This is a genomic window from Jatrophihabitans sp. GAS493 (assembly GCF_900230215.1).
Lineage (GTDB): Bacteria > Actinomycetota > Actinomycetes > Mycobacteriales > Jatrophihabitantaceae > MT45.
Window position 1 is genome coordinate 1391465 of sequence record NZ_LT907982.1, and the last position, 21510, is coordinate 1412974.

At 68.1% G+C, this 21510-nt stretch carries 19 protein-coding genes, 1 tRNA gene and 1 other RNA gene; 19 read left to right on the plus strand and 2 right to left on the minus strand.

The window, feature by feature from the left end:
* Positions 1–40 precede the first annotated feature (40 nt).
* The 13 genes from CPH63_RS06375 (at position 41) to CPH63_RS06435 (ending at position 14131) form a co-directional block, all read left to right on the plus strand.
* The gene (locus tag CPH63_RS06375; protein ID WP_096302076.1) at positions 41–1249 is read left to right on the plus strand and encodes an acetyl-CoA C-acyltransferase; all 1209 of its coding nucleotides are present in this window, start codon (positions 41–43) and stop codon (positions 1247–1249) included.
* Positions 1246–2037 carry a crotonase/enoyl-CoA hydratase family protein gene (locus tag CPH63_RS06380; RefSeq protein WP_206745651.1) on the plus strand — a complete coding sequence of 264 codons (792 nt, stop codon included), beginning with the start codon at positions 1246–1248 and terminating at the stop codon, positions 2035–2037. Before CPH63_RS06375 ends, CPH63_RS06380 begins: the two co-directional genes overlap by 4 nt.
* Positions 2034–2786, plus strand: coding sequence for an SDR family NAD(P)-dependent oxidoreductase (locus tag CPH63_RS06385; RefSeq protein WP_096304983.1), 753 nt, complete (start codon positions 2034–2036; stop codon positions 2784–2786). Before CPH63_RS06380 ends, CPH63_RS06385 begins: the two co-directional genes overlap by 4 nt.
* A gap of 18 nt (positions 2787–2804) precedes the next feature.
* Positions 2805–3986 carry an acyl-CoA dehydrogenase family protein gene (locus CPH63_RS06390; RefSeq protein ID WP_096302077.1) on the plus strand — a complete coding sequence of 394 codons (1182 nt, stop codon included), beginning with the start codon at positions 2805–2807 and terminating at the stop codon, positions 3984–3986.
* On the plus strand, positions 3983–4813 hold the full coding sequence (locus CPH63_RS06395; protein WP_096302078.1) for an enoyl-CoA hydratase/isomerase family protein: 831 nt from the start codon (positions 3983–3985) through the stop codon (positions 4811–4813). Before CPH63_RS06390 ends, CPH63_RS06395 begins: the two co-directional genes overlap by 4 nt.
* Positions 4797–5573, plus strand: coding sequence for an SDR family NAD(P)-dependent oxidoreductase (locus CPH63_RS06400; protein WP_096302079.1), 777 nt, complete (start codon positions 4797–4799; stop codon positions 5571–5573). Before CPH63_RS06395 ends, CPH63_RS06400 begins: the two co-directional genes overlap by 17 nt.
* A 17-nt stretch (positions 5574–5590) precedes the next feature.
* Positions 5591–6775: an acyl-CoA dehydrogenase family protein gene (locus CPH63_RS06405; protein ID WP_096302080.1), complete on the plus strand. Its 1185-nt coding sequence runs from the start codon at positions 5591–5593 to the stop codon at positions 6773–6775.
* Positions 6768–8153: a phosphotransferase family protein gene (locus CPH63_RS06410; protein ID WP_096302081.1), complete on the plus strand. Its 1386-nt coding sequence runs from the start codon at positions 6768–6770 to the stop codon at positions 8151–8153. The genes CPH63_RS06405 and CPH63_RS06410 overlap by 8 nt, the downstream gene beginning before the upstream one ends.
* A 217-nt stretch (positions 8154–8370) precedes the next feature.
* A complete protein-coding gene (locus CPH63_RS06415) occupies positions 8371–9903 on the plus strand; it encodes a sugar ABC transporter ATP-binding protein (RefSeq protein WP_096302082.1) in 1533 nt (510 codons plus the stop codon).
* Positions 9900–10952 carry an ABC transporter permease gene (locus CPH63_RS06420; protein WP_096302083.1) on the plus strand — a complete coding sequence of 351 codons (1053 nt, stop codon included), beginning with the start codon at positions 9900–9902 and terminating at the stop codon, positions 10950–10952. The genes CPH63_RS06415 and CPH63_RS06420 overlap by 4 nt, the downstream gene beginning before the upstream one ends.
* A gap of 87 nt (positions 10953–11039) precedes the next feature.
* On the plus strand, positions 11040–11621 hold the full coding sequence (locus CPH63_RS06425; protein WP_096302084.1) for a TetR/AcrR family transcriptional regulator: 582 nt from the start codon (positions 11040–11042) through the stop codon (positions 11619–11621).
* A 257-nt stretch (positions 11622–11878) separates the two neighbouring features.
* The gene (locus CPH63_RS06430; protein WP_096302085.1) at positions 11879–13084 is read left to right on the plus strand and encodes a substrate-binding domain-containing protein; all 1206 of its coding nucleotides are present in this window, start codon (positions 11879–11881) and stop codon (positions 13082–13084) included.
* Positions 13085–13210: 126 nt separating this feature from the next.
* Positions 13211–14131, plus strand: coding sequence for a hydroxymethylglutaryl-CoA lyase (locus tag CPH63_RS06435; RefSeq protein ID WP_096302086.1), 921 nt, complete (start codon positions 13211–13213; stop codon positions 14129–14131).
* Between the two features lie 72 nt (positions 14132–14203).
* Here the strand turns inward: CPH63_RS06435 and CPH63_RS06440 are convergent.
* Positions 14204–14291: transfer RNA gene (locus CPH63_RS06440), tRNA-Ser, on the minus strand.
* A gap of 106 nt (positions 14292–14397) precedes the next feature.
* Here CPH63_RS06440 and ffs point away from each other — a divergent pair.
* Together ffs and CPH63_RS06450 are read left to right on the plus strand one after the other, a co-directional pair.
* Positions 14398–14494, plus strand: an RNA gene (gene ffs, locus CPH63_RS06445) — signal recognition particle sRNA small type.
* A 51-nt stretch (positions 14495–14545) separates the two neighbouring features.
* Positions 14546–16504: a DNA polymerase III subunit gamma and tau gene (locus tag CPH63_RS06450; protein ID WP_241895825.1), complete on the plus strand. Its 1959-nt coding sequence runs from the start codon at positions 14546–14548 to the stop codon at positions 16502–16504.
* Between the two features lie 65 nt (positions 16505–16569).
* On the opposite strand, the gene CPH63_RS06455 is transcribed toward CPH63_RS06450, so the two are convergent.
* On the minus strand, positions 16570–17559 hold the full coding sequence (locus tag CPH63_RS06455; protein WP_197704601.1) for an N-acetylmuramoyl-L-alanine amidase: 990 nt from the start codon (positions 17557–17559) through the stop codon (positions 16570–16572).
* 146 nt (positions 17560–17705) lie between these two features.
* On the opposite strand from CPH63_RS06455, the gene CPH63_RS06460 reads away from it, so the two are divergent.
* Genes CPH63_RS06460 through CPH63_RS06475 form a run of 4 tightly spaced genes read left to right on the plus strand, consistent with a single transcriptional unit; the run spans position 17706 to position 21423 of the window.
* Positions 17706–18053: a YbaB/EbfC family nucleoid-associated protein gene (locus tag CPH63_RS06460; protein WP_256385817.1), complete on the plus strand. Its 348-nt coding sequence runs from the start codon at positions 17706–17708 to the stop codon at positions 18051–18053.
* Positions 18054–18094: 41 nt separating this feature from the next.
* Positions 18095–18691, plus strand: coding sequence for a recombination mediator RecR (recR, locus tag CPH63_RS06465; RefSeq protein WP_096302089.1), 597 nt, complete (start codon positions 18095–18097; stop codon positions 18689–18691).
* Positions 18692–19792 carry a hypothetical protein gene (locus CPH63_RS06470; protein WP_096302090.1) on the plus strand — a complete coding sequence of 367 codons (1101 nt, stop codon included), beginning with the start codon at positions 18692–18694 and terminating at the stop codon, positions 19790–19792.
* Positions 19789–21423: a S8 family serine peptidase gene (locus CPH63_RS06475; RefSeq protein WP_157749334.1), complete on the plus strand. Its 1635-nt coding sequence runs from the start codon at positions 19789–19791 to the stop codon at positions 21421–21423. Before CPH63_RS06470 ends, CPH63_RS06475 begins: the two co-directional genes overlap by 4 nt.
* The last annotated feature ends 87 nt before the right edge of the window (positions 21424–21510 follow it).

A 21510-nucleotide genomic window follows, 5' to 3' on the forward strand; every position in this document is an offset into this window, starting at 1 on the left:
CGCGGTCGCGCGCCCTAAACCACGTTGAAGGAAGCACATCATGGCTGATGCCGTAATTGTCGACGCTGTCCGCACCGCCGCCGGGAAGCGAAATGGTTCGCTCTCCGGTTGGCACCCGGCTGAGCTCGTCGCCCAGACCCTGGTCGCCCTGCAGGAGAGCACCGGTATCGACCCGGCGATCGTGGACGACGTCATGATGGGCTGCGTGACCCAGATCGGGCCGCAGAGCACCAACATCGCCCGCACCAGCGTGCTCGCCGCCGGTTGGCCGGAGACCGTCCCGGCGACCACCATCGACCGGCAGTGCGGCTCGTCGCAGCAGGCGATCCACTTCGCCGCGCAGTCGGTGATGGCCGGCGTCAATGACGTGGTGGTGGCTGCGGGGGTCGAGTGCATGAGCACGGTCCCGATGTTCTCCAACGCGCCCGGCGGAGACATCCGAGAGGTGTACGGCCCCGCGGCCCAGGCCCGGTACAGCGACCGCAGCGCCTACGGCTACAGCGGGCTCGTCCCCCAGGGCATCTCCGCCGAGCTCATCGCCGATCGTTGGGGGTTGACCCGCGAGGAACTGGACGCCTACGGCCTGCAGAGCCAGCGGCGGGCCGCCACCGCGCGCGACGAGGGGCGCTTCGCCCGCGAGATCATCCCGGTGGTGCGCAAGCACCGTGACCTGGAGACCGGCGAGATCAAGGTCCTCGACGGACTGCTGGGCGAGGACGAGTGCATCCGCGCGACATCGGCCGAAGCGCTGGCCGCACTCAAGCCGTCATTCATACCCGAAGGGCGCGTCACCGCCGGCAATGCCTCGCAGATCGTGGATGGAGCGGCCGCCGTGCTCATCATGAGCGCGCAGCGCGCCCGTGACCTCGGCCTGCGGCCGCGTGCGGTGATCCGGCAGATGACCGTCGTCGGTGCCGATCCGGTGGAGATGCTCTCGGCGCCGATTCCGGCGACGCGGCGCTGCCTGCAGCGGGCCGGACTCAGCGTGGAGGAGATCGACCTCTTCGAGGTGAACGAGGCCTTCGCCCCGGTGGTTCTTGCCTGGCAGCGCGAGCTCGGCGCCGACCCGGCGAAGGTGAACGTCAACGGCGGTGGCATCTCGTTGGGACACCCGCTCGGCGCGTCCGGCGCCAAGCTGATGGTCACGCTGCTGCACGAGCTGGAGCGAACCGGAGGCCGCTTCGGCCTGCAGACCATGTGCGAAGGCGGCGGCATGGCCAACGCCACCCTTATCGAGGTGCTCACGTGACGGCGACGCTCTCGACCTCGGTGGACGGTCTGCGCGAGGAGCGCATCGGCGCTACCGTCGTCTTCACCCTGGACCGCCCGAAGTCCCGGAATGCCATCGACATCGCGCTGGCCCGGCGTATCGAAGCACGACTGGACGCGGTGGAGGCTGACGTCTCGGTGCGAGCCATCGTGCTGGCCGGCTCGCCTCCGGTCTTCTGCGCCGGAGCCGACCTCACGGTCATCAACGAAGGCCGCATCTCGGAGCTGAGCACCGAACGGGGCGGCTTCGCCGGCCTGGTCAAGCGTGAGCGCAGGCTGCCCCTCATCGCCGCCGTTGAGGGAGCGGCCCTGGCCGGTGGCTGCGAACTCGTGCTGGCCGCCGACCTCGTCGTCGCCTCCGAGACGGCGATATTTGGGCTCCCCGAAGTGAAGCGCTGCCTCGTCGCCGGTGCCGGCGGCCTATTCCGCCTCGGCCGGAAGATGCCGCTGAACATCGCCATGGAGTGCGTGCTGACCGGCGATCCAATCAGTGCGAAACGGGCCGCGGCCTTCGGGCTGGTCAATGTCCTCAGCGAACCCGGCGACGCGTTGGCGCAAGCCGTCGCGTTGGCTGAGGCGATCAGCGCGAACGCTCCGATCGCCGTGCAGGAATCCCGCGCAGCCGTTCTCGCCACCACCTACGCCGACGACGAGTCGGCTTGGGTGCGCTCGGCGCAGGCGATGGATCGCGTGCTGGCGAGCGAGGACGTCGGTGAGGGTGTCCGCGCTTTCCTGGAGAAGCGGCCGCCGCAGTGGAGCGGGCGATGACGGCGACGACCGACCTGACCGGACAGGTCGCGGTGGTCACGGGTGCCTCCAGTGGGCTGGGGCGCCACTTCGCAGTGGTACTGGCCGACGCCGGTGCCACCGTGGTCGCGGCCGCTCGACGCCTGGATCGCCTGGAGGAGTTGGCTGCCTCGCACACCGGCATCGTCGCCCAGCAGTGCGACGTGACCAACTCAGCGGACTGTGCAGCCCTGATCCAACGGGCTACGGAACTGGGCGGCGTCGACATCCTGGTCAACAACGCCGGCTGGGCCGACCCGCAGCCCGCACTTGAGCAGCCAGTTGAATCCTTCCGCAAAACACTGGACATCGACCTGACGGCCACCTTCGAGCTGAGCGCCGCCGCTGCCCGCTCGATGATCCCGCGCGGTGGCGGCAGCATCGTCAACATCGCCTCCGTCCTCGGTCTGGTCGCAGCCGCGCCGATCACCCAGGCCGCCTACTGTGCCGCAAAAGGTGGGGTAATCAGTCTCACCCGCCAGCTGGCCTGCGAGTGGGCCGCCCAGGGAGTGCGAGTGAATGCGATCGCGCCCGGGTGGTTTCCGAGCGAGCTCACCGACGAGATGCTCGCCACCGAGAGCTCGCGGCGCTGGATCGAACGCAATACCCCAATGGGACGCCCGGGGCGCCCGGCGGAACTATCAGGACCGCTCCTTCTGCTCGCGGGGCCGGCCGGCGCCTTCATCACCGGCCAGACCCTCGCCGTAGACGGCGGTTGGACAGCACGATGAATCGACAGGATCAAGCTCATGGCCGTTGACCGAGACCTCTTCGACGAGACCCACGAGGCGTTTCGAGACAGCTTCCGCAAGTTCGTCCGCGCCGAGATCGTCCCCCACCACGACAAGTGGGAGGAGGCCGGCGTGGTCGACCGATCGATGTTCCTGGCCGCCGGCGAACTCGGCTTCCTCGGCATGGCTGTCCCCGCGGAGTACGGCGGTTCGGGCGAGCCCGACTTCCGCTACAACGTCATCATCTCCGAGGAACTCCAACGGGCGAACGTCATCGGCTCGGGCATGTGCATCACCCTGCACAACGACATCGTGCTGCCCTACCTGCTCTCGGCGACGAACGAGGAGCAGCGGAGGAGGTGGCTGCCCGGGATGGTCACCGGCGAGCGGATGGGCGCGATCTCGATGACCGAGCCGGGTGCGGGCTCCGACCTCGCGTCGATCCGTACGACGGCCCGCCTCGACGGCGACGTCTTCATGGTCAACGGATCGAAGACCTTCGTTACCAACGGGCTCAACGCTGATGTGATCGTCGTGGCGGTGAAGACCGATCCTGCGCTGCGTCACAAGGGCATCAGCCTGATCGTCGTGGAGGAGGGGACCCCTGGCCTGCAGCGCGGGCGTCGCCTCGAGAAGATCGGCCTGAAGAGCCAGGACACCGCGGAACTCTTCTTCGACGACGCGGCCGTTCCGGTCGCGAATCTCCTGGGAGCTGAGGGCAGCGGCTTCGGGCTGCTCATGCAGAACCTGGCTCAGGAGCGGCTGGCCCTGTCGGTCTCGGCGCTCGCCGGTTCGCGCATCGTGCTGGAGTGGACGCTGGAATACTGCCGAAACCGCGAGGCCTTCGGCGAGCGGCTCTCCTCCTTCCAGAACACCCGGTTCGTGCTGGCTGAGCTGGTTACCGCAACCGAGGTGGCTCAGGTCTACCTCGACTACCTGATCCGCCGGCACCTGCGCGATGAGCTGAGTGCCGAGGACGCGGCCAAGGCGAAGTGGTGGACCACCCAGCTGCAGCAGGATGTCGTGAACCGCTGCCTGCAGCTGCATGGCGGCTATGGCTTCATGCACGAGACGCCGGTGGCTCGCGCCTTCCTCGATGCCCGCGTGCAGACCATCTACGGCGGAACCAACGAGATCATGAAGGAGATCATCGGACGGTCCCTGGACAAGCCGGCCGCCTCCCGCCGGAGTGGATCATGAGCACCGACGTCAGTCGCGATGCAGTCGACGTCAGGCGCTCCGGGGATGTCGTCACGATCACCTTGAATCGTCCGGCGAAACGCAATGCGATGACCGACGAGATGTGGCAGCGACTCGAACTGACCCTGACCGAGCTGCAGAACGACACCAGCGCTCGCGTCGTCGTCCTGGCCGGGGCCGGTGGGGCCTTCTGCGGCGGCTCCGACGTCACCGGACTCCTCGACGACCTCGACGCCCTCCCGGAACGGATGCGCGTCTCCAACCGATGCGTCCAAGCGGTGCACGACCTACCGATCCCCACGATCGCCCTCGTCGACGGCGTTGCCGCCGGCTCCGGCGTGAACCTGGCACTGGCCTGCGATTTCGTGTTGGCGACGGACCGAGCCCAGTTCGCCCAACTCTTCATCCGGCGCGGACTCTCCCTGGACAGCGGGGCCAGCTGGCTGCTGCCCCGGCTGGTCGGGGATCGACGGGCCCGTCAGCTGGCACTCCTGGGCGACGCGCTGGACGCTCCGACCGCGCTGGCCTGGGGAATGGTGAACGAGGTCGTCGAACCGCAGCACCTCGCCACCGCCACGGCCGCCCTCGTCGATCGGCTGTGTCGCTGCGCGCCGCGGGCCGTGGCCGGAACGAAGGCGCTGCTCAACCAGGCCTGGGAGGTCCCGCTGGCCGAGGCTCTGGAGGCGGAGATCACGAACCAGGTGACGGTCATCAACTCACCCGAGGCGCAGGCCTCGATCTCGGCCTTCCGCCGGAAGTCCGACGTCAGCTCGACCCCAGACGCGAAGTTCAGTTCAGAAGGAGATTGCAATGCAGTTGGCCGGTAGTTCAGCGATAGTCACCGGGGGCGGTTCGGGCCTCGGTGAAGCCACCTGTCGGATCCTGGCCGGCAACGGCCTCCAGGTGACCGTCCTCGACCTGGACGTCAAGGGGGGCACCCGCGTCGCCGGCGAGATCGGCGGCCAGTTCGTCGCCGCCGACGTCACCAGCCCCGAGCAGGTGATCGACGCCGTCGACGCGGCCGTCGAGCGGGCCCCGCTGCGCGTCGTGGTGAACTGCGCCGGTGTCCCCAGCCTGGCCCGTACCGTCGGCCGGGACGGCAACTACGCCTCCGCCCATGACCTCGACGCCTTCCGTCGAGTCGTCGAGATCAACCTGATCGGCACCTTCAACGTGGTGCGCCTGGCCGCGACCGCGATGTCGCACAACGAGCCGAATGCGGACGGGGAGCGGGGCGTCGTCATCAACACGACGTCGGTCGCCGCCTTCGAGGGGCAGGTCGGTCAGGTCGCCTATAGCGCGTCGAAAGGTGGCATCGTGGGCCTGACCCTGCCGCTGGCGCGTGACCTCGCGGTGGTCGGCGTCCGGGTCAACACCATCGCCCCGGGGCTCATCGAGACCCCGATCTACGGCAGTGGTGCCGAAGCTGAGGCGTTCAAGAGCGGGCTGGCCAAGGATGTCGTCTTCCCGAAGCGCCTCGGCCGACCGGAGGAGTTCGGGCGGCTGGCGTGGGAGATGATCAGCAATGGCTATCTGAATGGTGAGGTGATCCGGCTCGACGCCGGCGTTCGCCTCCCCCCGAAATGACAGATGCGGAGCCTTTGATGAGTACCGACAGCGGGATTCGCGCCGCGATGCGCGTCTTTATCGACGAAGAGGTGATCCCGGCCGAGCGTGAGCTCCGGGCACGTGACGATAACTCGGCCCAGGTGCTGGCGCGACTGCAGCGTAGCGCCAAGGCTCAGGGGCTCTGGGCGCTCGGGCACCCGACCGAGATCGGCGGCGGCGGGATGGGCTTCTACGACTTCGCGCTGGTCAACGAGATCATCGGGCGCTCCAGCTTCGGCCAACTGGCGGCCGGAACGCTCAGCATGCAGGACTCGATCATGCTGCACCGTTTCGGCAGCTCGTCGCAGCGGCAGCGATGGCTCGAACCTCTGGTCGCCGGCGAGATCCTGCCCAGCACCGGGATGACCGAGCCCGAAGTGGCCGGCTCCGATCCGACGCTGATCCAGGCGACAGCCCGTCTCGACGGCGACGAGTGGGTCATCGACGCGCACAAGTGGTTCACCACGGGCGGCGCGAGCGCGGCCTTCACCACCATCTTCGCCCGCACCGAGTCGGCGGATGTCGAGGCCCACCGGGCGCTGTCGGCGATCATCGTGCCGGTCGGCACCCCCGGCATGGAACTCGTCCGCGTCCTGAAGACGATGGGCTCGACCGACGGCGAGCACTGCGAAATCCAGCTCACCGGCGTGCGGGTTCCGGCCGAGAACCTGCTCGGCGAGCGTGGGGAGGGCTTCAGCGTCGGGCAGACGCGGCTGGGTCCGGGCCGGATCTTTCACTGCATGCGCTGGCTGGGTCAGGCTCAGCGGGCCTTCGAGCTCATGTGCGAGCGAGCCAAACACCGCTACGCACACGGCTCGTTGCTGTCGGAGAAGGGCGAGATCCAGCGCTACATCGCTGAGTCGGCCGCCCAGATTCACGCGGCCCGTTTGATGATTCTCGACGCCGCACGGCAGTACGACCTGGACGGGCAGGCTCGCGTGCAGATAAGCATCGTGAAGTTCTGGGCCGCGCAGATGCTGCACGACGTGATCGATCGGGCCATCCAGGTCCACGGCGCGCTCGGCGTCACCGATGACACCCCGCTCGAGCAGATGTACCGGGAGGCGCGGTATGCACGTATCTATGACGGCCCGGACGAGGTGCATCGCATGGTGGTGGCCCGTCGATTGCTGAAGGACCCGTCGTCGGCGCCCTGGCTGCAGTCCGACGGCCATGCCTGACCCGGCCTCGGTGACCGCGCTACAGCGTGCGCTGGAGCAGCGCCTCGAACTGCGCTGGGGGTCGGCGGTGGGCATCGACGGGCTGGCCGAACTGGCCGGGGGCGCCAGCCGCCAGACCACCCGGTTCGTCGCCCGAACCGGCACCGGCGAAAGGGCACTGGTGCTGCGCCGGGATCTCGCCGGGGCGGCCGGGGCGGCCGAGATGAACCGGGAGGCCGAGGCGATGGCCGCTGCGGCCAAGGTCGGGGTACCGGTCCCCGAGATCGTCGACAGCGGCGCCGATCTGCTCGGAACGCCGTTCATCGTGATGGGCTACGTCGAGGGCGAGTCGATCCCGCGTCGGTTGCTGCGCGAGGAGACCTTCGCCGCCATCCGTCCCACCATGGCCCACGAGCTGGGACGGCTGGCCGCGCGAATTCACACCATGTCGCTGGCCGAGGCGCCGAGCCTGCAGCGCCCCGATCCGCTGGCCATGCTGCGGCAACTCTCCGAGCGCTACGACGAACCTCGCCCCACCGTTGAGTTGGCCCTGCACTGGCTGCAGACGAACCGGTCGCCCGCGACCGTCGATACGGTCGTGCACGGCGACCTTCGCAACGGCAACATCCTGGTTGGCCCAGACGGCATCCGTGGCGTCCTGGACTGGGAGCTGGTGCACCGCGGTGACCCGGTCGAAGATCTGGGCTGGCTCTGCGTCAAGGCCTGGCGCTTCGGATCTGCCGAGGCGGTCGGTGGGTTCGGTAGCCGGCAGCAGTTGCTCGACGGCTACGCGTCGGTGGCCGGCTGGCGCCCGACCGAAGCGCAGCTGCACTGGTGGGAGGTCTACGGCCACCTGCACTGGGTGCTGCTGTGCCGGCTGCAGGCAGCCATTCACCTGCACGGGAAACGGGATTCTCTCGAACATGCGGTGATCGGCCGGCGCGTCTGCGAGGCCGAGTTCGATCTGCTGCTGAGTCTCGGGCTGGCCGAGCCGGTGGCCCAGGTCGATCCCTTGGACGGGGTCGAGGAACTGGCGACGCTCACTCGCGCCGCGACTCCCCACGACGCCCCGGATGCCGACCACCTGCTGGCCGTGGTGCAGCGCTTCCTCTCCGAAGGTTCCCCCACTCATACCGATGGGCCGCAGCGCTTCCTGGCCCGGGTTGCGGCGAACGCGATTCGGATCGCCCGGCGGGAACTACTGCTGCAGCAGGGGCAGGGCGAGGAGCATCGGCGCCGCCTCAACTCGCTGGGGTTCGCCGACGATGCCGCGTTTGCGACAGCTATCCGGGCCGCAGCGATCGATCCACTCGGGGGCGAGGCGGTGGCGGCCATTCGCGCCGCCGTTCTCGAGAAGCTCCTGGTTGCCAATCCCCGTTACAGCTCGCAACCGGGCTGACCGCCGGCGGTCCTGACGGCACTGGACGGCACCACCCAGCAGCCGGCCGAGCTGACTTCGGGCAGAGCCCCGCCTTGACTATGAGCCGGGCCACAACTACTGTACTGATCGGTCGGTACGTCGGAAGAGACGCGACCCTGCGCTCGGGCCGGCGGACCAGTCGATTCACATGGTCGGAACCGCGGACTGGTGCCTAACGAACGAAGGGTGTTAGCTGATGCATTCCGAAGCCGACGACGTGGTGCTCTCAGTATCTGGGCTCTCGAAGACCTACGGCGGAACCAAGGCGTTGGACGATGTGTCTCTGCGGGTGCGGCGAGCGACCGTGCACTCGCTCATCGGCGGAAACGGCTCCGGCAAGTCCACCCTGATCAAGATCCTGGCCGGGGTCGTCAAGTCCGACCCGGGCGGAGTCGTCACCGTGGGTGGCCTCGAGCGCCGCTGCGACCAGCTCACCCCAGCGTTGGCCCGCGAGGCCGGCCTGCACATCGTGCACCAGGAACTCGGTGTCTTCCCCGACATGTCAGTGGCGGAGAATCTGTCGATCGGCCGCGGCTTCGATACCCGGGTCGGCGGCCGAATCGGGTGGTCAGCGGTCGCGCGACGCACTCGCCGCGTGCTGGAGCGCTTCGACCTCGACTTCGAGCCCGAGCAGACAATGAGCTCACTCAGCCCGGCCCAGCAGACGATGGTCGCCGTCGCCCGCGCCCTTCAAGACCAGGAAGACACGCACGCGGGCGTGCTCATCCTCGACGAACCGACCGCGGCGCTGTCGGCATCGGAGGTCCAGTTGCTGTTGTCGGCGCTGCGTCGTTACGCCGAGCGAGGTCAATCGATCGTCTTCGTCAGCCATCGCCTCGACGAGGTCCTGGCGATCAGCGATTCGATCTCGGTGCTTCGTGACGGTCGCAACGTGGAGACGGTTGAAGCGGCCACCGCGAGTCCGGCGAGCTTGTCCCGGCTGATCGTCGGACGCGAGCAGCCGCCGGCTGCCCCGCGGACGCCCCCGCAGACTGGCGCCCCGCTGCTGCAGGTCAAAGCGCTGCGCTCCGGTCCGCTGCACGACATATCCTTCGATGTTCGCGCCGGGGAAATCGTCGGAATCGCGGGCCTCCTCGGCTCGGGGCGGAGCCGACTGCTGCGCGCACTCTTCGGCCTGCACGAGCGAACCGGAAGCATCATGCTCGACGGAGACCCGGTAGCGGTGCACGGAGCGGCGGAGGCGATGAACGCCGGCATCGGATACGTGCCCGAGGATCGTCCGGGCGAAGGCGCGTTCATCGAACTCAGCGTTGCCAGCAACCTGTCCGCCACGGACGTGCGTCGTTACTGGCGCCGCTGGTGGCTGCACGACGCGGCCGAGCGGGCGGACGCGCGCGATGCGGTGCGCGACTTCGGCATCAAGCTTCCCTCGATTGATGCGCCGATGGCGTATCTCTCCGGCGGGAATCAGCAGAAGGTCGTGGTCGCCCGCAGCCTGCGCCGCCGCCCGCGGCTGCTGCTGCTCGACGAGCCCTCACAAGGCGTGGACGTCGGTGCCCGGTATGAACTGCATCGGTTGGTGGAGCGAGCGGCCGCCGAGGGCGCGGCCATCATCGCGGTGAGCTCGGACTTTTCCGAACTGGCCGAGTTGTGCGACCGGATCCTGGTGCTCGTCGATGGGCGAATCGCCCACGTCCTTGACGGCGATCAGCTAGATCCCGCAGAAGTAACACGATTGGCCTATGTGCCCATGGAGGAGACGGCATGACAACAGAACAAGCCACAATCAACGAGCCGTCGGTCCCCGCCGTCACGGAGACGTCCTCGGCTCCCGGCGCCGAGTCGGCGACGACTCGATTCGGTCCTCGATCGCTGACCCTGCAACTTGAGCGCTTCGGGCTCCTCGGCCTGCTGCTGGTCGTCCTGCTGGTCTTCAGCCTGAAGAGCAGCCAGTTCCATTCCTCCAGCAATATCAGGATCGTTCTGGGCACCCAGGCCGTCCTGGGGTTGCTGGCGCTGGCCTCCATCGTGCCGCTGATCGCCGGGCAGTTCGACCTGTCGGTCGGCGCGATCATGGGAACAACTTCGATCGTGACGGCCGCGGTAATGTCGCGCTATCACGGCAATCTGGCGCTGGCGATCCTCGTCGCGGTCGGGGTCGGCTTGCTCATCGGCTTGGTCAATGGACTGCTGGTCTCTCGTGTCGGAGTGAGCTCCTTCATCGTCACCCTCGCGTCGGCTACCGTGCTGCAGGGTGTCGTGCAGTGGTACAGCAACGGAGAGACGATCTCTGATGGAATTTCGAAGTCGCTCATCAGCGCCGGCAGCGGCGATGCCCTCGGAATTCCGAAGGGCCTGCTCTGGCTACTGCCCGCGGCCGTGCTGTCCTGGTACATGATCGGTCATACCCCGTGGGGTCGATACCTGACCGCGATCGGCTCCAACGCCCGAGCGGCCAAGCTGGCCGGTCTGCGCGTCGACGGTATGGTGCTCTCATCGTTCCTGTACTCCGGGGCGCTGGCTGGGCTGGCCGGCGTGCTGCAGACCGGCCAGGCCGGATCGGCCGACCCACAGTCGGTGCTCGGCGCGATGCTGCTTCCGGCGCTCGCGGCAGCGTTCCTCGGGGCCAGTGCCTTCACCCCGGGCCGCTTCAACGTCTGGGGCACCCTGCTAGCCGTCTATTTCGTGGCATTCACGGTGAGCGGGTTCCAGTTCATCGGCGCGGCATCGTGGATCCAGCAGGTCTTCGACGGACTGGCGCTGGCCGGTGCGGTGGCCCTGTCGACGATTCTGCGCCGGCGCAACGGGCGAGCTTAGTATCGCGCCCCGCCTCAGTAGTAGAGCCGGCCCATGGTTGCGGGCTCATAGACTGGGCTTTTCTATCTCGGATGATTAGGTAGGTACATGGTTCGCGACTCACGCCAGAAGGCCCGCATTCTCTCTGCAGCGGCCGAACTCTTCGCCGAGCACGGGTATCACGGCACCGGGATGGCGCAACTGGAGGCGGCCGTCGGGCTGCAGCGCGGGGCCCTGTACCACCACATCGGTAGTAAGGAGGCGCTGCTGTATGAGATCAGCAGTTCCCCGCTGCGTCTGATGATCGAGATAGCGACCGCGATCGCCGCTCGGGTGAAGGACCCGGAGGAGCGAATCCGCGAGCTGGCCCGCGCGATCATGGCCAACGTCGCCGACCATCGCCTGGAGTGGACTGTGCACTACCGCGACTTCAACGCCCTGACCGGCGAGCGTCTGCAGTCCGTGCTGGAGATGCGCAGGGACTACGAGCAGATCTGGTGGCGAGCCCTCATGGACGGCATCACGGCCGGCGACTTCGAACCGATCCAGGAAGCCGTTGCTCTGAAGGGCATTCTCGGGATGTTCAACTACTCCTACGTCTGGTTGGACAAGAGCGGGCCGCAGAAGCCCCACGAGATCGCTGACATCTTCTGCAACACGTTCCTGGACGGCATCCGCCGCGTCGCCTGACCTGCGGTCGTTCCCCAGCCAGTTGGGTACCCACTGCGGCGAATGACCTTAATTTTGCGGGTGAGTCTCACCCGCTGACGACCGTCGCCCCGCGTGTCGGGTGCCAGTCTGCCCTGCCCGGACCACAACAGGCGTCTGTGTGCAGGGGTAGATCCGCCCCGCAGATCCACCTCAACTTTCGCTTGACGAGAAGAGACTTACGCCATACTGTACTGATCGGTCGGTACTCGACCGACTCTGGAACAGGAGTACATGACGTGATCCAAGAGCACACGAAGTCAAAGGCACGGCGTTGGACGGGCAGCAGCCGATTGCTGCAGGTCGTGGTCGGCGGTACGGCGATCGTCGCCCTGATGGCCGGTTGCACGAGTCAGGGCAAGTCCGATGCGACCGGCGCGGCCGGTACCTCGAGCGGTGGCGGGTCGGCGACGCAGAGCGCCGGCGATGCCGCGGCCCTGGTCGCGAAGTACTACAAGGGCACGGTCACCGCGCCACCGGCCGACGGGCCCGCGGCCGTCACCGGCAAGAAGGTTTGGATCATCTCCTGCGGCCAGGCGGCACCCAGTTGCTCCGAGCCCGTCGCCGCCATGAAGACCGCCGCACAGGCCATCGGCTGGAATGTCACCGTATTCGACGGGCAGCTCAATCCGGCGAAGTACTCGCAAGGCATCAGCCAGGCGATCGCCGCGGGCGCTGACGGCATTCTCGTCAACTCCATCGACTGCGCCGCGGCCCCGGGCCCGTTCGAACAGGCGAAGAAGGCCGGCATCGTGATCGCCGGTCTCTACGCCTTCGACTGTGACAAGGACCCCGTCTTCTCGACCTGGCCGAAGTGGAGCGGCTACGACGACCTCGCGCAGGTCTACCAGGCGTGGGGAGCGGCCCGGGCGGCTTGGATCATCGATCAGACCAAGGGCAAGGCCAACGTCATCGATACGACAGTCCCCAGCTACCGCGGGCTGGTCGAGGCTGAGAAGGGCTTCAAGGCTGAGATGGCCACCTGCTCCGGATGCAAGGTTGCGACGACCGTCTCGCTCCCCGTCGGGGACATCGTCGCCGGCACCGCCGGAGCCAAGGTCACCAACGCGCTGCAGCAGCACCCGGACGCGAACTCCTTCCTGTCCTACAACGACGCCGGCTTCACCCAGTTCGAGAACGCATCGTTCCACGCGGCCGGCGCCACCAAGCTGCTGACGATGGGCGGCGAATGCCTGCCTGGCAACGTTGATGAGATCCGCTCCGGTGGCCCTGAAGACGCTTGCGCCGTTCTGCCCCAGGACTGGCACGGCTGGGCCGTCGTCGACGAGGTCAACCGGCAGTTCGCCAAGCCGGGGAGTGCTCCGGTGGACGAGGGTCTGGGTATGCAGATCATCGACAAGGATCACAACCTGCCAGCCAGCGGCGGTTGGGTTCCCCCGGTCGACTTCAAGGCCGCTTACATGAAGGTGTGGGGCGTCAGCTGATGCCGCGGGCTCGCTGGTCACTGCAGTCTCGGTGGCCAGCGAGCCCATCTCCCGCACCTGCGATGCTAGTTGCGCCGACGGTGACCGATCCCGGGTCTGTCGGCCGACCATGAGGAGCCTTCCCGCATGACGTCACTGCCAGCCGTAGAACTTGTCGAAGTCGCCGCTCGCGACGGTCTGCAGAATGAAAAACGCAGCCTGAGCACCGACCACAAGCTGGAGCTGATCCGGCGGGCCGCCGACGCGGGATCGCGCCGGATCGAAGTGACTTCGTTTGTGAATCCGAGTCGGGTTCCGCAGCTCGCCGACGCTGAAGCGGTGGTTGCCGGACTCCCCGAACTCACCGGCGTGACCTACACGGCGCTTGTGCTGAACGAGCGAGGCTATGAGCGAGCCATCGCGGCTGGCGTCACCGAGATCAACACCGTTGTCATCTCCACCGACACTTTCAGTCGGCGCAACCAGGGTGTGGCCACTCGCGAGATGCTCGCGTCGCTCGCCCGGATTCGTGCCCGTGCTCGCGCCGACGCCGTCACTATGGCCGTGACTATTGCGGCCGCCTTCGGCTGCCCGTTCGAGGGTGAGGTACCTGAGAGTCGGTTCACCTCGGTCGTGGCGCAGGTGGCCGACCTGGCTCCGGACGAGATCTTGCTGGCCGACACCATCGGGGTGGCCGTGCCATCCGAGGTCGAGCATCGCTTCGGCATCCTTGGAGCGGCCGCTCCCCAGACCCAACTCCGTGCGCACTTTCACGACACCCGCAACACCGGAATCGCCAACGTCGTGGCCGCGGTGCGGGCCGGCGTGCTGCGGCTGGATACCAGTGTCGGCGGACTCGGTGGTTGCCCCTTTGCCCCCGCGGCGACTGGAAACGTCGCCACCGAAGACGTGGCTTACACCCTTGGCCGCATGGGCTACTCGATCGAAGTCGATGTCGACCAGACCATCGAGACGGCCCGTTGGGTGACCGATCTGCTCGACGTGCCGGTGGCTGGCAGCCTCACCCGCGCCGGCAACTTCCCGCCGAACCCGTCTCCGGCCGCCTGAAAACGACGAATCCTCCTGCGTTTCCGGGGCTATCACGCCCCAGACGCAGGAGGATCGGTCGGGCCAGACGATTGGCGGAGGATGGGGGATTTGAACCCCCGAGGGATTGCTCCCAACTCGCATTCCAAGCGAGCGCCATAGGCCACTAGGCGAATCCTCCGTCGGTGAGACTACTGCAATGGTGGCCCAATCGACGACTTCGGCCGTCCCTGCGAGGCCGCTCACACGATTTGGCAACGCCCCGGGGGCACCGCGTAGAGTTCAGGCCCGGCCCCTCGTGCGGCGCCCATCCTACGAACCTCCCCAGGGCCGGAAGGCAGCAAGGATAAGAAGGCTCTGGCGGGTGCGCGAGGGGTCCTTCACATCTTCCCGGCGAGTCGTCCACCTGTCGGTGGTGTCAATTAAGGTCGGTACGTGGCTTCACACTTGGCGTTGTATCGCAAATACCGGTCGGCCACCTTCGCCGACGTCATCGGCCAAGAGCACGTCACCGCGCCCCTAATGCAGGCCCTGACGGCTGGCCGCATCAACCACGCGTACCTCTTCTCCGGCCCGCGCGGCTGCGGCAAGACCTCCAGCGCCCGCATCCTGGCCCGCTCGCTGAACTGCGCCGAGGGCCCAACGGCCACCCCCTGCGGGGTCTGCCCGTCCTGCATCGAGCTGGCCCCCAACGGCCCCGGCTCCATCGACGTGATCGAGATCGACGCCGCCAGCCACGGCGGTGTGGACGATGCCCGTGACCTGCGTGAGCGGGCCTTCTACTCCCCGGTGCGCGACCGTTTCAAGGTTTACATCATCGACGAGGCGCACATGGTCTCGACGCAGGGTTTCAACGCCCTGCTCAAGCTGGTTGAGGAGCCGCCGGAGTTCCTGGTCTTCGTCTTCGCGACCACCGAACCCGACAAGGTCCTACAGACGATCCGCTCGCGCACTCATCACTACCCGTTCCGGCTAATCCCGCCGGCGGCCATGCGCGCCCACCTGGAGGGGATCTGCGCAGCCGAGGGGATCACCGTCGAACCGGCGGTGTTGCCGCTGGTCGTCCGGGCCGGCGGCGGCTCAGCCCGTGACTCGCTGTCGCTGCTGGACCAGCTGCTGGCCGGTGCCGGTGCGGAGGGCGTCACCTACGTCCGCGCGGTCGCCCTGCTCGGCGTCACCGACAACGCTCTGCTGGACGCGATGGTTGACGCGCTGGCCGCCGGCGATGCCGCCTCGGTCTACGGAACGGTCAACTCCGTCGTCGAGGCCGGGCATGATCCGCGGCGCTTTGCCGCCGACCTGCTCGACCGATTCCGCGATCTGCTCCTGCTCGCCGCCGTCCCCGACGCGGTGAGCCGTGGGCTCATCGAGTCCTCCGGCGACGACGCCGACCTGATGGGCAAGCAGGCCGAGCGGATCGGCGCCGCTTCCCTCGCCCGCTACGCCGAGATCGTGCACAACGCGCTGATCGAGATGCGCGGAACCACGTCGGCCCGATTGGTCCTGGAGTTGCTCTGCGCGCGGATGCTGCTCCCCGACGCCAGCGCCGACTCGGCCGCACTGCTGCAGCGTCTGGAGCGCATCGAGCGCCGCTTCGACGCTGCGCCCGCCGCCGCAACGGCGACTCCGGCGCCCGCCCAACCGACTCGGGAGGCAGTCGCACCGGCTCCCGTTACGGCCACTCCAGCTGCGCCCGCTCCCGCCGTGGCCGCTCCAGCTCCGGCTGTTTCGGCTCCGGTCGCTCCCGCTCCTGAGGTGCCGGCTGCAGCGGCGCCGATGGTTGCGGCCGACCCAGCTCCGTCAGCGACCCCAACAGCGGATGCGGCCACCGCCGTAGCGCCGGGGGCACTGGACGCCACCGCGATCCGACGTCTCTGGCCGCAGTTGCTGGACGTCGTCAAGCAGTCATCGCGGCGCACCCGGGCGCTGCTGGACAACGCTCAGGTCGGCGACGTGAAGGGCGATGTTGTCGTCCTCACCGCTCCGAGCGCAACGCTGGCCAAGATGATCAGCGACGACAGCAACACCTCCGTCCTACGGGCCGCGCTGACCGCCGAGATCGGCGGCAAGTGGACGGTCGAGGTGCAGGTCGAGAGTGATGACGTGCCCCAGCGTCAAGTGGTGCCCGAGACCGAGCCCAGCCCGGAGCAGGAGAGCGCAGCCAGTGCCCAGGCGGCGGCAGCGGCCAAGGCCACTGCGGCCCGGGCGGCGGCGGCTCGCGAGGTCGCCGACGCGCAGGCGGCTCAAGACAGCGCCGGTGACGCCGACCCGCGTGACAGCAGCGAGCCGGTGGCCACGGGCGAGGTCGCGGCCCGGCTGGATCCGGAGGCATCGGCCATCCAGCTACTTCGCAGCACTCTGGACGCCAAGCCGCTCGACGCCAGCGGCCGCTGACCCCTGAACGCTCCTGCTACTTGTAGGCTGGCGCGCCTAATTGGCAGGAGGGTTCGGCGAACAGCTCAGCGGCTCAGGTAGGCCAGAATCCCGGACGCCACGGCCACCGCGATCCGCTGGCGACCGGCCGCGGAGGTCTGGATCGCCGCGTCACCGGCGTTGCGCATATTGCCGATCTCCAGGAACGTGGCCGGCTTCAGGGCCAGGTTCAGCCCGGCCAGGTCGTCGCGGGGGTAGTACCCATTCTTACCGAGGTAGCTCGAGACGGTCATCCCCGACCCGGCCAGCAGTGAGTCGTGCAGGGCCTTGGTCAGCGCGCTCGACTGGGCGGCGACCGCCGCTCCGGCCGGCTGCCGGCTGTCCTGGCAGACGTGGAAGCCGTGCCCGGAGACCGGTGCCCCGTCGGCGTGGATGGAGATGACCGCCGCCACCCCAGGCTGATTGCCGATCGCGGCGCGCTGATCCACGCAGGGGCCGAATGAGTCGTCGTTCGGCCGGGTCATCGTCACCCGCACCCCGTGCGAGCGCAGCAGCGCGGCCACCCGGGTCGAGACATCCCAGTTGAAGGCATGCTCGGGGTAGCCGGCGTTGGTGTTCGTCCCGGTCGTCTCGCAGTCCTTCATCTCACCGAACCCAGCCGGTACCTGACGCCGCAGGGCGGCCAGGTTGGCCGCGTCCCCACCGTTGTGTCCCGGGTTGAGCACGACCAGCGGTGAGCCTGCGACATTCGGCAGCGGTACCGCCCCACCCACCGGGGGAGACGTGGCTACGACCGGCCTCGGCGTGGCGGCCCGCGGCGTCGCGGTCGGCTTTGGAGTTGGCTTCGCGGTGGGCGCCGGGGTCATTGTGGCGATCGGGGTCGGGATCGGAGTTGGAACCGGTGTCGACGCTGGAGTGGCGCTGGGCGAGGGGAGCTGGCTCAGCGCGGCCGGCTGAGCGGACTTATGCCCTGCGCTGCAGCCGCCGAGCGCGCCGGCGACCACGATCACCACGCCGAAGAGTGCGGCGGCGGTGAATGGGCGATGAGCGGGGTGAGAGGTCGCGGATGGTGGCACTTGCACACTCTGACACGTCGGGGCCGGCGACCCGATGAGCCCTTGGCCGTTACTCATGGCATGTTTATGCTGGCGCACCGTCGTCTTCTAGGGATTTTGTCAGGCGTTGCCGCTACCCTAATTGAAACGAGAGAGGTTGGATTGTTGTGAGTTCACGCAGTGGCGGCAGTTTCGGCGGAGGCGCGCCGAACATGCAGCAGCTTATGAAGCAGGCGCAGAAGATGCAGCAGCAACTTGCCGTCGCGCAGGCTGAGCTTGCTGAGACTGAAGTCACCGGTTCAGCCGGTGGTGGTCTGGTCTCGGCCACCGTCACCGGTTCCGGTGAACTCAAGTCCATCGTGATCTCGCCCAGCGTGGTCGACCCGGATGACGTCGACACGCTCCAGGATCTGGTCGTGGCCGCGATCCGTGACGCGAATCGAGTCGCCAGTGAGCTCGCAGAAGAGAAGATGGCGCCGCTCGGTGGCGCCAATCTCGGCATCCCCGGCCTGTGACCCTGCTTACTGATCGCAGTACGGAGAACTAGTTGTCCGCGATGTACGAGGGCGCCGTCCAGGACCTCATCGACGAGTTGGGTCGCCTCCCCGGCGTCGGACCGAAGAGCGCGCAGCGAATCGCGTTTCATCTGCTGGCCGCCGAGGCCGCCGACGTCGACCGGCTCGGCAGCGCGCTGCGCCGGGTGAAGGAGAAGGTGCGATTCTGCCGCATCTGCGGCAACGTCACCGAGCAGGAAGAGTGCCGCATCTGCCGCGACGAGCGGCGGGACCCCTCGATCATCTGCGTGGTCGAGGAGCCCAAGGATGTGGTCGTCGTGGAGCGCACCCGGGAGTTCCGCGGGCGCTATCACGTCCTCGGCGGCGCTATCAGCCCGATCGACGGCGTCGGACCGGACGATCTGCGCATCCGTGAGCTGATGGTCCGGTTGGCCGACGGCAGCGTCACCGAACTGATTCTCGCCACCGACCCGAACCTGGAGGGCGAGGCGACGGCAACCTACCTGGCCCGGCTCGTCATTCCGATGGGAGTGACCGTGTCGCGGCTGGCCAGCGGTCTGCCGGTCGGCGGCGACCTGGAGTACGCCGACGAGGTGACGCTCGGCCGCGCGTTCTCCGGGCGAAGGCGGGTGGAGTAGATGAGCCACCCCGACGACCCCTCGGTCGCCACCCAGACTCAGTCGCCGTCCGCGACACCCACCGTGGTTCCGACGGCGGAGTACGGCTACCCCGGCACCTCGTTCTCGGCACCACTGCCCATCGTGGATGCGACTCCGGCCTCGACCGTGCGCCCCCGGCGACGGCTGCGCGGCTTGTTCTGGGTCGCCGTCCTCGGCTCGGTCGCCGTGCTGGTGGCCGGGCTGGTCACCGCCGTCATCACCTACCTCGACGAGGGGAAGGCGGGCGGAGTGGTGCAGCGCTACTTCTCGGCGCTCTCCAGCGGTGACGCGGCGGCGGCGCTGGGCTTCGGTCAGGTGCCGGCCGGTTCCCGCACGATGCTCACCGAACCCGTGCTCAAGGCCCAGCTGGCCCGCGGACACATAGGCAACGTGGCCGTGCTGGCCGAGTCAGCGGTCGGCAGTGAGACGGACGTCGACGTGCAGTACACACTCACGGCATCGGAGGGGCCGATGACCGTCACCGACACCATCGCCATGGTCCCCAGCGGCCGCACCTGGCGGCTGAAATCGACGGCTGTTCCAGTGCAGGTGGCGTTCTCCGGGGCGGCCAACCGGATCACCGTCGCCGGCGCGATGGCCCCGATGGGTCGCCAGCTGATGTTCCCCGGGGCGGCCCCCTTCGCCTTCGACACGAAGAATCTGGAGCTGGCCCCCCAGTCGGCCGTGATCCGCTTCGCCGAGATGCCTTCGCCCCTGGACGTCCAGCTCAGCGGCGTCGGGAAACGGGCGGTCGAAGCCAGTCTGGACAAGGCCTTCAACGCCTGCATCGGCGGTAGCGCGCCAACCCCCGCGGTCTGCCCGGCACCGAGTGACACGCGTGCCGTTCCGGGAACCTTCAAGGGGGTGGCGAGCAAGCCCGCTTCGGCGAACGCGAACCTCTCGGTCAACGAGAGCGTGGACGGGGTCGTGCAGGAGAACGCGACCGTCCCGGTGACCGGCACCTATAGCCAACTCGACTTCAACAACCTGCCGCACCTCAAGCAGTTCACCGGAAGTATGGTCCTCACCGCGCAGGCGCTGGCCGGCGCACCGGCTCGTGTCGTCTGGGACAACCCGTGACGCGGCGGTTCGGGCGCAGGGCCCGCATCCTGGTCGTGCTGCTCAGCTGCGCGGTGGTGATCGTGGCCCAGACGGGTACGGCTGTGGCCGCACCCGGCCCGGACGGCGCCCCGCAGTGGTGGTTCGACAGCTGGGGCGTCCCGGCGCTGTGGGCCAGCGGGGCCCGTGGCGCGGGCATCACCATCGCCGAGATCGATACCGGCGTCAACGCCCAGGTCCCGCAGATCCGGGCCAGTCTGGTCCCCGGCTTCGACTTCGGCGTCCCGGGCGGCGTCGGCTTCGTCGACCATGAGGTGAAGGCCTTCGGCCACGGAACCGCAATGGCCTCGCTGATGGTCGCCCGCCCCAGTTCGCTGGGTGTCGTCGGGCTTGCTCCGGGCGCCAAGGTCATGCCGATCGCGCTACCGATCGACGGCACCGACGACGCCGCCGGCTCCGGAGCCGACCACCTACCGGACGCCATCCGCTGGGCCGCCGACAATGGCGGCAAGATCATCAGCATGTCGCTCGGCGGCGAGCGAGACCCGTCGCAGGACAGCGTCCCGTGTCCCAGCGACGAGCAGGCCGCAATCACCTACGCGATCAGCAAGGGCCTCATCGTGGTTGCCGCCTCCGGCAACGGCGGGGAGGATGGCAGCCCCGTAGAGGATCCCGGAGTCTGCCTCGGTGTGGTGTCGGTCGGCGCGGTAGACCAGTCGAACAACGTCGCCTCCTTCTCCTCGCGCCACCCCTACTTGACCACCAGCGCGCCGGGTGTGAATATCCCGACGCTGGGCCGCATTCCGGGGAAGGTGTACAGCGGCGAGGGGACTAGCCAGTCCACCGCAATCGTCTCCGCCGCGTTGGCCCTCATCTGGTCGAAGTTCCCGACGCTCTCCGGACGGCAGATCGTGTCGAAGGCGCTGTCCGGCCTCGACAAGCGTTCGCTGGTGCGCGACCCGGGGCTTGGATTCGGCATCATCAATCCGGCGACGGCGATCAAGTCCGGCAACCCGAACGCGCGGAACCCGGTCTACGACAGCGTCGATCCGTATGTATCCCAGCTTGTCGCCGCAGACGCCGACACTGTGCTGAAATCGCCGCCGGCGACGACCAACACCCATGTGCCGGGTGGCGTCATCATCGGACCGGCCCCGTCACCCTGGTCTTCGGCCGTCGTTGCCGCGCTGCTGGTTGCCCTCGTCGGGCTGGTGGTGCTGATACTGCTCACGCTGGGCGGGCTACGGGCCAGACGGCGGCGTGCCGCGTTCGCGCAGACGACCGCCCAGGTCTATGGCGTCACCATCGGTGGCGGCCACTTCGACGGTCCGCCGACGAGTGGGTACATCCTCCCGAACTCCTCGGACGGGCGCTTCGACCAGCCACCGGTCGCGCTCGCCCCTCCGGCGCAGGCGGCCCAGCCGCAACCCCAGCCGGTGGCTCCCGCATCGCCGGCCGCACCTCCCGCGCCGGCTCAGTCCGCAGCTCCGGTATCAACGCCGGCGCCAGCGCTAATCCCAACGCCGGCCCCAACGCCACCGCCACTGCAACCTGGCCGACCGATTAACCGGCCAGTCATGCCAACCGTGGAGGACGAAGACGCGGCGCAGTGGCAGGAAGTCATCTCGGCTGAGGACGAAGGACAGGACTGAGCGTCGGCCGGTGAGGTTCGGCTCAGTCCCCGACCCAAGCTGTGGATAGTCGATGGGGTGTCACAGCGGTTGAGTAGTGTCTAACCC

Coding starts and splice junctions, on each gene's coding strand:
- CPH63_RS06435 (WP_096302086.1), top strand. CDS start 13,211: ATGACGTCACTGCCAGCCGTAGAACTTGTCGAAGTCGCCGCTCGCGAC.
- CPH63_RS06400 (WP_096302079.1), top strand. CDS start 4,797: ATGCAGTTGGCCGGTAGTTCAGCGATAGTCACCGGGGGCGGTTCGGGC.
- CPH63_RS06470 (WP_096302090.1), top strand. CDS start 18,692: ATGAGCCACCCCGACGACCCCTCGGTCGCCACCCAGACTCAGTCGCCG.
- recR (WP_096302089.1), top strand. CDS start 18,095: ATGTACGAGGGCGCCGTCCAGGACCTCATCGACGAGTTGGGTCGCCTC.
- CPH63_RS06410 (WP_096302081.1), top strand. CDS start 6,768: ATGCCTGACCCGGCCTCGGTGACCGCGCTACAGCGTGCGCTGGAGCAG.
- CPH63_RS06395 (WP_096302078.1), top strand. CDS start 3,983: ATGAGCACCGACGTCAGTCGCGATGCAGTCGACGTCAGGCGCTCCGGG.
- CPH63_RS06405 (WP_096302080.1), top strand. CDS start 5,591: ATGAGTACCGACAGCGGGATTCGCGCCGCGATGCGCGTCTTTATCGAC.
- CPH63_RS06390 (WP_096302077.1), top strand. CDS start 2,805: ATGGCCGTTGACCGAGACCTCTTCGACGAGACCCACGAGGCGTTTCGA.
- CPH63_RS06415 (WP_096302082.1), top strand. CDS start 8,371: ATGCATTCCGAAGCCGACGACGTGGTGCTCTCAGTATCTGGGCTCTCG.
- CPH63_RS06425 (WP_096302084.1), top strand. CDS start 11,040: ATGGTTCGCGACTCACGCCAGAAGGCCCGCATTCTCTCTGCAGCGGCC.
- CPH63_RS06385 (WP_096304983.1), top strand. CDS start 2,034: ATGACGGCGACGACCGACCTGACCGGACAGGTCGCGGTGGTCACGGGT.
- CPH63_RS06375 (WP_096302076.1), top strand. CDS start 41: ATGGCTGATGCCGTAATTGTCGACGCTGTCCGCACCGCCGCCGGGAAG.
- CPH63_RS06420 (WP_096302083.1), top strand. CDS start 9,900: ATGACAACAGAACAAGCCACAATCAACGAGCCGTCGGTCCCCGCCGTC.